Origin of the sequence: Pseudogemmobacter hezensis (genome assembly GCF_013155295.1) — a bacterium.
Taxonomy (GTDB): Bacteria; Pseudomonadota; Alphaproteobacteria; order Rhodobacterales; family Rhodobacteraceae; genus Pseudogemmobacter; species Pseudogemmobacter hezensis.
Genome location: NZ_JABJXT010000013.1, coordinates 129,709 through 141,413 on the forward strand (window position 1 = coordinate 129,709; position 11,705 = coordinate 141,413).

Below are 11,705 nucleotides of genomic sequence, written 5' to 3' on the forward strand. Positions count from 1 at the left end.
AAAAAGTCATCGAAACGCAGCGGATTGCGTTCCGGCAGAGGGGTCAGTCGTCTGAAGCGGAAAAGCGCGGTGGCCGTCAGTCGGGGCTTTCGCGCGCAGGCCTCGCGGGCGGGCTGTCGGCCGCGCTTTCGGCGAGGATCCCGGCGATCACCCGCTCGGCGGCGGTTTCGATGGGGATACGCCCGTCCATTGCGGCCTTTTGCAGATGGCGGTGGGTCTGGGACATCTCCATATTCCGCACCCGGCACAGCAGCGTCTTGGCGATATCGACCAGCGAAAGCGAGGTCTGGCGCCGCTCTGCCGCCGCGATCCGCTCGACACTTTTGCGCCGACGCTTCCAGATGTCGCGGCTGATCATCAGATTGGTCAGCAGACCAAAGGGTTTCACCGGGCGCTCGATCACGGCGGCGGCACGCAGTTCCAGCACCAGTTGCAGCGTCGAGGGATCCTCATAGCCGACCAGCACGATGATCGGCGGGCTGAGATCGCTCAGCCCCGCGATCAGCACCCTGACATCGGCGCGGGCATCTGAATCGACCGTCACAATCGCCACATCGACATCATCGGGCAGTTTCGCCGGGATCGGCCATTCCAGCCGGGGCAGGCAGCCAATACGGATCAGGTGGGTCATCAGCCCTTCGGCCTCGCGGCCGGGCGGCAGCAGCACCAGAACCCTGGTGCCTTTCAGATCACTGATCTTTGGCTTGCCGCTCGGCTTAGTCATGGCTGATCAGATCATCCCCAAAACTGTGTTCGACCATGAAGGGCTCTGGCTTGACGGGCGCACCGACCGCATCGATCACGTCAAAGGCATTGGCGGCATTGACGCGGCCGATGCGCGGCCAAAGCCAGGTGTGATGGGTCGAACCATCGATCCGCACTTCACCCTCGGGGGCGTCAAAGCGGACCTGCGCCAGTTCGCCCAGCACCGCATCCAGCGCCGGATCTGCCGCCCCCGCCGCCCGGGCGAAAAGATGCACCTGGAACCAGGCCGCTTCGGCGCCCGAGGTCAGCGGAATATCCGGGCCAAAGCGGCGTTGCATTCCTTCGCGGAAAGCCAGGCTTTCAGGGTTTTGCAGCGTGGCAAACCAGGGGGCCGCCGCAAGGAAGCCCTCAGAGAGATCGGCGCTCATCTGCCCCAGATCGGCCTCATTGGTGGCGAGACTTGCGATCACCGCGCCGCCCGCGCGGCTGCGGGTGGGCGCAAAGGCCTCATGCAGGCGGATCGTGTCGCGCCCGACCACGGTGGAATAGATCATATCGGGGCGAAGCGCCTCGATCCGGGTCATGACATCGGCCCAGTCGGCAGCGGGCGCGTCAAAGGGCAGATAGACCTCACCCACGACCTCGCCCTGGGCCTGTTCAAAAAGATCGCGCATGATGCGGTTGGATTCATGGGCAAAGACATAGTTGTTGCCGATGAAGAACACCCGTCTGCCGTGATGGCGCAAAAGATGGCGCGCCAGCGGCACAGAATTCTGATTGGGCGCGGCCCCGGTATAGACGCAGTTTTGCGAAAACTCGAACCCCTCATAAAGCGTGGGGTAGAACAAAAGCGCCTCGCGGCTTTCGATGATCGGCAGCACCGCCTTGCGCGAATTCGACATATGGGTGCCAAAAAGCACCCGCACGCCCATCTCGTCGCACAGCTTTTCCGCCGCCAGCCGGTAATCATCGGGGCGCGGCCCGATCGGCAGTTGCGAGGGCACCAGCGGCACCCCATTGATGCCGCCCGCCGCGTTGATCTCGTCGATGGCCAGCAAAGTGGCGCAGGCCTGGGAATGTTCGACCGCCGAAGTCTGGCTCGCGCCCGAGAAGAGCAGGCCGACGGGCCAGCTGTCCCGTCGCGTATTGAGAAGCTGCATCAAAGCGTCTTCCAGTCAAACGCGGCCTCAAACCCGGCAGCGGCACGGTATAGGGTGGCCTCAGAATGATCACGCCCGATCAGCATCATACCGACCGGAAGGCCTTCGGCGCGGCCACAGGGCAGGCTGATCGCGGGCAGGCCGGTGGCATTGAAGGGCGCGGTATTGGCATTCATTTCCAGCGCGCGCGCCACCCATTCCGCCGCACCGCAACCCGGCGCAGGCAGGCGGGGGGCCGTCAGGGGAACGGTCGGCATCAAAAGCATGTCGTAATCCGCAAGAACCGCCAGATAGGCCGCTTTCAGACGGCGGACAAGGTTTTGCGCCTTGCCATAGGTCTGACCGCGATACTGGCCCCGGAAGTAATGCGCTGCAAGCAGAACCGATTTCACATCATCGGGAAAATCGGCGGCATGGTCGCGCCAGTCGCTTTGCGCGCGCATCAGGCTGGTGACGTAAAGCCCCTTCCAGTTGGAGCCGTAGTTCAGCCCCTCCATCTGCGCCACGGTGCCTTCGGTGGCAATCGGTGTCCAGATCGCATGGCCCTTGCGGTGCAGCGGGATTGACACCTCATCGACGCGGGCCCCCAGACCGGCCAGCCGGTCGGCCGCCGCCCTGACACTGGCATCAACGCCCGGCTCAGAGTTTGTCCAGCCAAAGCCCTCGGGGATGACGGCGATCCTCAACCCGCCGACGCCCTTGCCGATCCCCTCGCTGTAATCGGTGGCAGCGGGCAGCGCCTGCTGGCGCGGATCAAGCCCGTCGGCGCCGGCAATCGCGGTCAGCACCCGCGCATTGGTCGCCACATCGCCCGACATCACACCGGCATGGTCCAGCGTCATCTCGACCGGCATCACCCCGGTATAGGGCACCAGCCCATGCGTGGGCTTCATGCCGACAAAACCGGCATAGGCCGCCGGAATGCGAACCGAGCCGCCCTGGTCGGTGCCAATGGCGGCATCAACCAGCCCCGAGGCCACCAGCGCCGAGCACCCTGAGGAAGACCCCCCCGCCGAGCGCGTCTCATCGCGCGGGTTGCGCACCGGGCCCTGCGCGCCGGTATGGCTGCTGCCCGAGACGCAGAAGTATTCGCATTGCGCCTTGCCCTCGATCACCGCCCCGGCGTCCAGCAGCCGGGTGACAAGTGTCGCGTCCACATCCGGCACATAGCCGCGCAGGGTCGAGGCGCCGTTCATCATCGGCACGCCCGCCAGCATGACATTGTCTTTCAGCGCCATGCGCAGCCCCGAAAGCGGGCCACCGGGCTGCCCCTCGACCCGGGATTTCACATACCAGGCGTTATAGGGGTTGTCCTCGGGGGCGGGGTAATGGCCGGGGGTGCGCGGATAGCGCACCTCGGGCAGTTCCGGGGTCAGCGCATCGACGATGGCGTAATCCTCGGCCACGGCCTCCATAATGGTGGTGAAGGTGGTCAGCTCGTCTTCACTCAGCCCAAGGCCCAGATCCTGATCTGCGGCCAGCATATCGTCGAAATTGGGTTTGCGGATCGTCACGTCTCAGCCCTCGATACCGATAAATGCCTTTGCTTCCTCTTCCGATCCGGGGGCTTTCGGGTCGATGGTCTTCGACACGCTGCCCTTGTCGACCGCCAGAACGCGGCCACAGATCGACCAGAGGAAATCGATGTCCTGTTCGACCAGAATGATCGACAGGCCCTTTTCCTTGCGCAGACGGATCAGCACATCGATGATCTCGTCGCAGATATTGGGCTGGATGCCTTCGGTCGGCTCATCCAGCAAGATCAGGTCCGGCTCGCCGCAAAGACAGCGGCCAAGTGCCAGCAGCTGCTGCTCGCCGCCCGAAAGCATGCCCGCAGGCCGTTCAAGCAGCGGCACAAGGCGCGGAAGCAGATCAAGCACCTCGGCGATCCTCTCGCGGGCGGCGCTGAACTTCTTCACACAGCCCATACGCAGGTTTTCCTCAACGCTGAGCAGCTTGAAAAGCTGTTTGCCCTGCGGCACATAGCCGATCCCGGCGCGGGCGCGCAGCTGCACGGGCTTGTCGGTCAATGCCTGACCGTCCTTGCGGATCTGACCCGCCCAGTTCGGCAATTCGCCCATGATGGCGCGCAAAAGCGTGGTCTTGCCCATGCCGTTGCGCCCCAGAAGCCCGATGCATTCGCCTTTCGCCAGCGTCAGATCGACCCCGCGCAGCACCGGCACGCGGCCATAGCCCGATTTCAGACCGCTTACCTCAAGCATCGGCATTCTCCTTGCGGCCAAGATAGGCGGCGCGCACCTGCGGATCTTTTGAGATCTCGGTGAAGCTGCCCTCGGCGATCACCGCGCCGCGCTCGAACACGGTGACGCGGTCGCCGATCAGGCGGATGAAATCCATGTCATGCTCGACCACGATCACCGCGCTGTGCTGTGTGATGTCGCGGATGATCTGCACGGTCCTCAGGCTTTCCTGGTGGGTCATGCCCGCCGCTGGTTCGTCCAGCAGCGCGACCGCCGGTTTCATCGCCAGCATCTGGCCCAGCTCGACCCATTGGCGCTGCCCGTGGGCCAGCTCGCCACAGGGGCGGTGACGCAGATCGCCAAGGCCGATATGATCCAGCACATCGGCGACAACCGCTGCGACAGCCTTGCCGCGCAGGCGCCTGCGCGCCGCCATATCGATGTTTTCCTGGACGCTTAAGCCCTCAAAAAGGCTGGGCACCTGGGTTTTGATGCCGATGCCCAGCCGCGCGATCTGCCAGGGCTTCAGCCCGGCCAGCGGCTTGCCGCGAAAGGTCACCGCGCCGCGCGTCGGCGTATATTGGCCCGAGAGCAGCCGGAAGAAAGTGGTCTTTCCTGCGCCATTCGGGCCGATCAGGCAGCGCAGCTCGCCCTGACGCAGCTCAAAATCGACGGCTTTGACCGCATCGACACCGCCAAAGCTGATGCCAAGGCCCCGGGCCTGAAGGATGATCTCGCCGCTCATGCGTTTTGCTCCGCTTCAGCTTTGGGCCCGGTTCTGGAGTTGCGGCGCAAAAGGCCGGTGACCATCGGCACGATGCCCTGCGGCACCACGAGGACGAAGAAGGCCAGCACCAGCCCCAGCACCAGATTGACCTGCACCACCTGCTGCGTGCCCAGTTTCGTCGTCGCCCATTGCAGCGCGATACAGCCAAGGATCGGCCCGATCAGCGTGCCGCGCCCGCCCACGATCACCCAGATGATGATCTGCGCCGATTGCACCAGGCTGAAGATCGTCGGGCTGACAAAGGCGCCCCAATTGGCGAACAGACAGCCCCCAAGCCCCGCCAGCGCACCGCCCAGGGTAAAGGTGATCAGCTTTGATTGCGCAACGTTATAGCCCAAGAGCTCGGCCCGGACCTCGTTTTCGCGCACGGCGATGGCGGTCTTGCCCGGCGTGGTTTTCAGGTAAAGCGTGATGGCGACGATGGAGGCGACGATCACGATCACCGTCAGGCGGAAAATCTCGGCCGGGTCCAGCGGCATGCCGTTCGGCCAGGCCAGCGTCGGAATGCCGGTCATCCCGTTGAAGCCACCCAAAAGCGCCGATCCGATGCGATACTGCGGCCCCGAGGTCGAGTTGATCAGGTTGAAAAGGATCAGCGTCACCGCCAGCGTGATGACCCCGATATAGATGTCGTTGATGCGGCCATAGAACATGAAATAGCCCAGCACCGCCGCGAAAGCTGCGGGCACCGCGACCGAGATGGCCAGTGCCGCAAGCCCCGGGCCGAAATTGATCGCCCCCACCGCCCAGGCATAGGCGCCCAGGCCGAAAAACGCGGCCTGGCCAAGGCACATGATCCCACCTTTGCCCCAGACAAAGGCAAGGCTCAGGGCCAGCACCGCCATGATCAGATAGGCGGTGAATTCGTAGATGGTGAACAGCTCCAGCCAGCCCGGGGCCAGAAGCCCCAGCACCAAAGCCGCGAACAGCAAAGCGGGTTGTATGACGCGGGTCATCAGATCGACCTCTTGAAGAAACGGCCGGTGATGCCCTGCGGCAGGATGCGGATCAGCACGATCGCGGTCACCAGAAGCGCGACCTCACCGATCACCGGGGTATAGACATAGGTGAAGATCTGCCCGACCGAGCCGAACAGGACCGAGGCCGAGAGGTTGCCCGCAATAACCGCAGCCCCCCCCGAGATCACCGTGATGAAGGCCTTGGCGATGTAGGATGCGCCAATGGTCGGGATCACCCCGGTCAGGGGCGCCAGTGCCGCGCCGCCAAGGCCCGCAAGGGCTGCGCCCAGGCCAAAGGTCAGCGCATAGATCCGGCGCGGCTTGCCGCCAAGCGCTGCGACCATATCGGCGTTTTGCGTGGTGGCCCGCGCCTGCAGGCCAAAGGTGGTCAGTTTGAACAGGCAAAACAGCCCGGCGAAAACCGCCAGCGCCAGCACGATCAGAAAGATCACATAGCCGCTGACGGAATAGTCGCCGATGCTGACGCTTGGAAGTGGCGTCGGAATCCCCGTGGTCGTATTGCCCACCAGCATGGTCATGCCACCGATCAGCGCAAGGCTGATGCCCCAGGTTGCCAGCATGGTGTCGATCATCCGCCCGTAAAGGTGGCGGATGACCAGCCATTCCAGCGCCAGCCCGACCAGCCCCACCACAAGGGGCGCAAGGATCAGCGCGCTGACCCAGAAGTTCAGACCGGCATGGTTGGTGCCATAGATTGCCACATAGCCGCCGAGCATGAGAAACTCGCCATGGGCCATGTTGATGACTTTCATCATCCCGAAAACCACCGCCAGACCGATGCTGATCAGCACCAGAATGGCGATGGACCCCAGGATTTCGATCACGAGAACGGACGCGAAATCCATGCTTTTTCCTTAGAAGTCGATGACGTATTGCTGATTGTCGTCCGGGTTTGCGATCAGGTCGCAGACCAGGGCGGTATCGGCGGGGGGCTGCTGCTCAAAGGTCTCGACCGGGATCAGCCCACCGTTTTCGACCCGCGCGATATGCACATCCATCGTGGTGTGATGGGTTTTCGGATCGATGGTGACACGACCGCTGGGCGCATCGATCGAGATGCCGGTTTCCAGCGCCTCGATCACCGGCTGGCGCTCGATGGTGCCAGCCTTTTCAACGCCCGCCGCCCAAAGACGGAAGCCCTGATAGGCGCCCATGCCCAGCTCGGTGATATAGGGGTAATCCGCGCCGAATTTCGCGTGGAAATCCGCCACGAACTGTTTGTTCAGCGGGTTCTCCAGCTCTTGCAGATAGTTCTGGCAGACCATGATGCCGTCGGATTCCTCGGGCGTCAGGATCACATGCTCATTGCCGCCCGCGAAGGTGGTCGAGGACATCGGGATCTTGCCAAGCATCCCCGCCGCCTTCCACTGGCGATAGAAAGAGATATGTGCGCCGCCGACCAGCGCCGACCAGACGTAGTCCGGCTTTGCCGCCTGGATCTTCGAGATCGAGGTTTTGAAGTCGGTCACATCCATCGGGAAGAACTCGACGCCCAGCACCTCGCCACCGTGATCGGCGGTGTATTTCTTGACCCAGTCGGCAATGATCTGGCCATAGTTGTAGTCGGCCGCGACGATGTAAACCTTGCCGCCGTTGTTCCTGACCGAATAATCCACCAGCTTTTCAACGGTCTGGCCCGGGGTCACGCCGGTTGCGAACATATTGCGGTCGCAGACGCCGCCCTCATATTGGTTGGCGTAGAAATACAGCGTGTTGAACTGCCGCATGATCGGGCGGACCACCTCGCGCGAGGCCGAGGTGATGCCCGCAAAGACCACCGCCGGTTTGTCCGACAGGGCTGCCTGGCGGGCGAATTGCGCATAAAGCTGCATATTCGACTGCGGATCATAGACGTTAAGCTTCACCTCACGCCCCAGCAGACCGCCCTTTGCGTTCTGCTCATCGACGGCGAAACGCAGCGCGTCGACGATGGGCTGGCCGTAAGATTCAAGCCCGCCCGACTGGTCATAAAGCGCCGATACAGTGATCGGGCCTTCCTGCGCAAAGGCACGGGACGATACGAGGCTAAGGGCCGTTGCGGCGCCAAAGGCACCCAACGCCTGGCGGCGGTTCATGGTCATGGAAACTCCGATGTTGGGAAGGACCCGGGAAGGCCATGCGCTGCAACAGAGAACAGCGCGACAGCGACAGCCTGGTGGTCCTGATCAGCTTTGTGCTTTTGGATCTGAAGCCGGATGACGGACCCGTTTGTCCTGGTCACCGCCTGTCAGTGAACGTCCCGACGCAATTGTCGCGGCAGATATAAGATTCTGCTTCGTTCGTGGCAGATGCTAGTTATGTTACCCGGCGCTGTAAAGATGCCGACAGAAAGTTTCTTTACCCTGGCCATTCGCCCCCGGATCAGGCTCTGCCGGGCCGTCCTCTCCATGGTTTATCTCTATGGGTAAGGGACTGCATAAGAAGACTTTTCTCATGCGCCGTAAGCGGCGCTCTGACCAGCCCCGGGCTTCCCGGACCCCTGCGCGACGCCTGCGCGTCGCATCATCTTTTGCCGTTTGCGCCCGGCGGGCGACAGCATCCCGTTCCTCGCATGCCTGCGCTTCGGGTTCCAAAACATCCCGATATAGTCAAACACACCCTTACACCGGGCCGCTCCGGAACCTCTCTGGCCGGGCGGCCCCGCCCGGTGATCTGAGCGACCGCGTCTCGCCTGAAGGCGACGCGGAAAGTGATTGCGCCCGGCATAGCCTTCCTGCCTCACAACCGGCAAAAAGGCGGCCATGAAACATGGGGCTGTTCACCTCATGCGCGGCCTTCCCTGCGGGCGCCCGATCGCAATCAGGCACCCGCCCGGAAAGCCATTTCATTACCGGGTCGAACCGTGGCGGATCTCGACCACCGCATGCCCGGTCAGGCGCGGCAGGGTAAAGCTGACGCGCTGTCCGGATTGCGTGAATGGCAGGGCTTCGCCACTGTGAACAAGACGCACGGATTCGGCCGATACCCCGCCAAGATCGAGATCGAAGGACAGGCCCTGCAAAGTGGCAAAGTCCTGAATCGGCTGGATATTGTCGCCGCGCAACTGGCCTCGCAGCGACGGATTGGCGTGCAGCACATGCAGCACATCGCGGCGCTGCGCAGCCTGACGGCGCAGGGTGACGCGACCGGCGCGGGGCAGATCTGTCGCGATCATCTTCTCGCCGAGAATGCCCCTGATGCAGTTCTCGACCATCTGCAGGATCGCGACGGCGCCGGACTTGCGATAGCAGGAGAAGACCGGATGGGCGAGATAGGTGAAGGCGCCCTTCTGCGACCCGGCCACATGGCCCGAGGGATCGCTTTGCCTCGGCGTATGGACATGGCCCGAGAAGTGCCTGGCGCTGCGCTCGAAATAGGGGTCATAGACGCTGCCCAATGAGGTGCCATCGGTCAGGGTGATCTGCTCAGAGGGCAGATACATGAAGATCGGATCGACGACAAAATCGGCGCGCAGGGCGTCGATATGGAGGGCATAGTCGCCCGAAGGATAGGGGCTCGTGCCCAGCCACTTTGCGCCGGTGTCGAAAAGGAAGCCCGCCTTCGGGTCGATGCCACTTTGCCCCGAGAGCAGCACCTTGCCGCCCCTGGCCACAAAGGCCTCGATGGCGGTTTTCAGCGCGGCATCGACAAGCACGGCATCGGGCAGGATCAACAGCTTATAGGGCGAGAAATCTGCATCGGTGTCCAGCACGTCAAAGGTGAACTTGCCTTCCAGCAGCACCCGCGCGGCGCCCTCATCCGCCATCTCGGCCGGGGACGGCGTGCCGACAAAGGCCGGGCGGCGCGAAGCCTCGGTGCTGACCACGCCGATCTCGGCGCGGTTGCGGCTGCCGATGCTCCAGGGCTCGGCGGCTTTGGCGACGGCATAGGCCTGCCCGATGGACCGGAAACTGGTCACATCGACTTCGCAATTCGGATGCAGGTGGTCACCGATGGACGACCCCGCCCCATGCGCCTGCATGGCGGCGACCTCATAGGTCAGGGCCTCGGGGGTCTTATAGCTGCCGATCTCGCCCCAGAGGTGATGAAACTTGCCGGTCATGCCGATGAAACCCTCACCAAAGACATCGACATAGCGCGCGGACAGCGGGAAGTGGTCATAGCCCCATTTCGCAGTCGGCAGGGATTCCAGCTCAAGATGGCTGAAATAGCGCTTGTAAACTTCGCGGCGGCCCCGGCGCACATGGCCCAGATTGAAGAACAGCGGCGTCGATGGGTTGTATTTGTGAACGGCCTTCTGCACGCCGTCGAACAGCTCGAAATTCACCTGTTCCGAGAATGCGGCGCGGTCGTCGGGGCTTTCCCAGTCCATGCCCTGCGCATCCATGCGTTGCTGCGTCCACGGCCCGGCCGAAAGCTGCTGATAGGTGATGTCGATGAAGATGCCATCGCCGTCGGGATAGTTTTCCATCACCTCTTCGACCTGGCGGCAGAGGTAATCGAGATAGGGCGAGGCGAAGTCAAGATAGGCCCAGCCATCGCCCAATGGGTCGTCGCCGACACGCTTGGGCAGGCCCTTGTCATCCATCAGCCGCCAGCCGGGTTGGGTATTGGCTGCATATTCGTCCCAGCCACCCGAGAGATAAAGCGGTGCCTTGATGCCGTGCCTGTGCAAAGCATCGATCTGGGCGCGCATCAGGTCGAACTTCAGATGCGGGTGCATCCGGCCGATCCTGGTCGGGTGATAGGAATGGCCGTGGTGGCATTTGGAAAAGATCGTGACGGAATCGACATCGGCACTGGCATAGGCGCGGCCGAAAGCATCGGCATCAAAGCGCGAGCCGATGTCTTCAATCAGATCAGAGGTATGGAAGTCGAGATGGACCTGACGCAGGCGCATTTTGTGTCCTAGGCAGAGAGGGCTTGAGTGGGGAAGCGGCAGGCGATGCCGGCGCTGTCAAAGAGGTAGAGAGCGGCGGCAGGCACCGCGATGCGGGTCGCCGCGCCCAGGGCAAAGTCGCGCTGCTCGGGGAAGTGCAGGGCAAAGAATCCGTCCTGGGATTCGGAATCGATGGATTTGACCGCTTCGGAGCTGGCATAGACCAATGTCTCACGACCCAGGGCTTCGACCACGGCAACCTGTGCTGCGATGTCGATTCCATCGGTGGCTTCGCCCTGCCGCAGCGCGGATTCGGGACGGAATCCCAGGCGCACGCTGTCACCGGATTTCAAACCATGGCCTTCCACAAGGTCGGGCAGCCTCAGCACCTGACTGCCGGGAATGGCGAGTGTGGCGCTGTTGCCCATGACCTGCTGGACCTGCGCCGCCAGGAAGTTGATCCGCGGCGCGCCGAGGAAGCCCGCGACGAACTGGTTGGCCGGGCGGTTGTAGAGATCAAGCGGACGGCCGACCTGCTCGATCACCCCGGCACGCATCACGACGATGCGGTCGGCCATGGTCATCGCCTCGACCTGATCATGGGTCACATAGACCATGGTCGCGCCAAGCTCTGCATGAAGGCGCCCCAGCTCAACCCGCATCTGCGTGCGAAGCGCCGCATCAAGATTCGAGAGCGGCTCGTCAAAAAGGAATACATCGGGGCTGCGGGTGATGGCGCGGCCAATGGCGACGCGCTGTTTCTGACCGCCGGACAGGGCCCTGGGATGTTTGTGCAGATGCTCTTCGATGCGCAGGATCCTGGCGGCATGGTCGACGGCGGCGGCGATCTCGGCCCTGGGGCGGCCGGCGATCTGCATATTGAAGCCCATGTTCTGACCGACAGTCATATGCGGATAAAGCGCATAGTGTTGAATCTCACGCGGAACTGAGCCGGTTTTGTCACCGAGAAGTGAGCCACCTCTGATTATGGATTTTGGTTCAAGCTGGGGTCAAGGTTGGGTGTGTCTCCTTCTTTTTTCTTACTGCAGCTGC

General features: G+C 62.8%; 10 protein-coding genes. All 10 read right to left on the bottom strand.

Translation table 11 applies throughout. From position 1 onward, the window contains the following. Positions 1-76: 76 nt before the first annotated feature. Positions 77-724 (bottom strand): ANTAR domain-containing response regulator, encoded by a 648-nt coding sequence (locus HOY34_RS15070; RefSeq protein ID WP_172364278.1) that lies wholly within the window; start codon positions 722-724, stop codon positions 77-79. Then, positions 717-1,865: a transporter substrate-binding domain-containing protein gene (locus HOY34_RS15075; protein WP_172364280.1), complete on the bottom strand. Its 1,149-nt coding sequence runs from the start codon at positions 1,863-1,865 to the stop codon at positions 717-719. Before HOY34_RS15075 ends, HOY34_RS15070 begins: the two co-directional genes overlap by 8 nt. Beyond that, positions 1,865-3,379, bottom strand: coding sequence for an amidase (locus HOY34_RS15080; RefSeq protein ID WP_172364282.1), 1,515 nt, complete (start codon positions 3,377-3,379; stop codon positions 1,865-1,867). The genes HOY34_RS15075 and HOY34_RS15080 overlap by 1 nt, the downstream gene beginning before the upstream one ends. A gap of 3 nt (positions 3,380-3,382) precedes the next feature. Then, positions 3,383-4,087 carry an ABC transporter ATP-binding protein gene (locus tag HOY34_RS22170; RefSeq protein ID WP_172364284.1) on the bottom strand — a complete coding sequence of 235 codons (705 nt, stop codon included), beginning with the start codon at positions 4,085-4,087 and terminating at the stop codon, positions 3,383-3,385. Further along, entirely contained in the window at positions 4,080-4,811 is a 732-nt protein-coding gene (locus HOY34_RS15090) for an ABC transporter ATP-binding protein (RefSeq protein WP_172364286.1), read from the bottom strand. The genes HOY34_RS22170 and HOY34_RS15090 overlap by 8 nt, the downstream gene beginning before the upstream one ends. Next, complete coding sequence (locus HOY34_RS15095) at positions 4,808-5,809, bottom strand: ABC transporter permease subunit (RefSeq protein WP_172364288.1); 1,002 nt, start codon at positions 5,807-5,809, stop codon at positions 4,808-4,810. Before HOY34_RS15095 ends, HOY34_RS15090 begins: the two co-directional genes overlap by 4 nt. After that, positions 5,809-6,678, bottom strand: a complete 870-nt coding sequence (locus tag HOY34_RS15100; RefSeq protein WP_172364290.1) for a branched-chain amino acid ABC transporter permease — start codon at positions 6,676-6,678, stop codon at positions 5,809-5,811. The genes HOY34_RS15095 and HOY34_RS15100 overlap by 1 nt, the downstream gene beginning before the upstream one ends. Positions 6,679-6,687: 9 nt before the next feature. Further along, positions 6,688-7,914 carry an urea ABC transporter substrate-binding protein gene (locus tag HOY34_RS15105; RefSeq protein ID WP_172364292.1) on the bottom strand — a complete coding sequence of 409 codons (1,227 nt, stop codon included), beginning with the start codon at positions 7,912-7,914 and terminating at the stop codon, positions 6,688-6,690. Between the two features lie 746 nt (positions 7,915-8,660). Beyond that, positions 8,661-10,673: an alpha-amylase family protein gene (locus HOY34_RS15110; protein ID WP_172364294.1), complete on the bottom strand. Its 2,013-nt coding sequence runs from the start codon at positions 10,671-10,673 to the stop codon at positions 8,661-8,663. An 8-nt stretch (positions 10,674-10,681) separates the two neighbouring features. Next, the gene (locus HOY34_RS22445) at positions 10,682-11,530 is read right to left on the bottom strand and encodes an ABC transporter ATP-binding protein (protein ID WP_253944482.1); all 849 of its coding nucleotides are present in this window, start codon (positions 11,528-11,530) and stop codon (positions 10,682-10,684) included. Positions 11,531-11,705 lie beyond the last annotated feature (175 nt).

Coding starts and splice junctions, on each gene's coding strand:
- HOY34_RS15095 (WP_172364288.1), bottom strand. CDS start 5,809: ATGACCCGCGTCATACAACCCGCTTTGCTGTTCGCGGCTTTGGTGCTG.
- HOY34_RS15105 (WP_172364292.1), bottom strand. CDS start 7,914: ATGACCATGAACCGCCGCCAGGCGTTGGGTGCCTTTGGCGCCGCAACG.
- HOY34_RS15075 (WP_172364280.1), bottom strand. CDS start 1,865: ATGCAGCTTCTCAATACGCGACGGGACAGCTGGCCCGTCGGCCTGCTC.
- HOY34_RS15110 (WP_172364294.1), bottom strand. CDS start 10,673: ATGCGCCTGCGTCAGGTCCATCTCGACTTCCATACCTCTGATCTGATT.
- HOY34_RS15070 (WP_172364278.1), bottom strand. CDS start 724: ATGACTAAGCCGAGCGGCAAGCCAAAGATCAGTGATCTGAAAGGCACC.
- HOY34_RS22445 (WP_253944482.1), bottom strand. CDS start 11,530: ATGCAGATCGCCGGCCGCCCCAGGGCCGAGATCGCCGCCGCCGTCGAC.
- HOY34_RS22170 (WP_172364284.1), bottom strand. CDS start 4,087: ATGCTTGAGGTAAGCGGTCTGAAATCGGGCTATGGCCGCGTGCCGGTG.
- HOY34_RS15100 (WP_172364290.1), bottom strand. CDS start 6,678: ATGGATTTCGCGTCCGTTCTCGTGATCGAAATCCTGGGGTCCATCGCC.
- HOY34_RS15090 (WP_172364286.1), bottom strand. CDS start 4,811: ATGAGCGGCGAGATCATCCTTCAGGCCCGGGGCCTTGGCATCAGCTTT.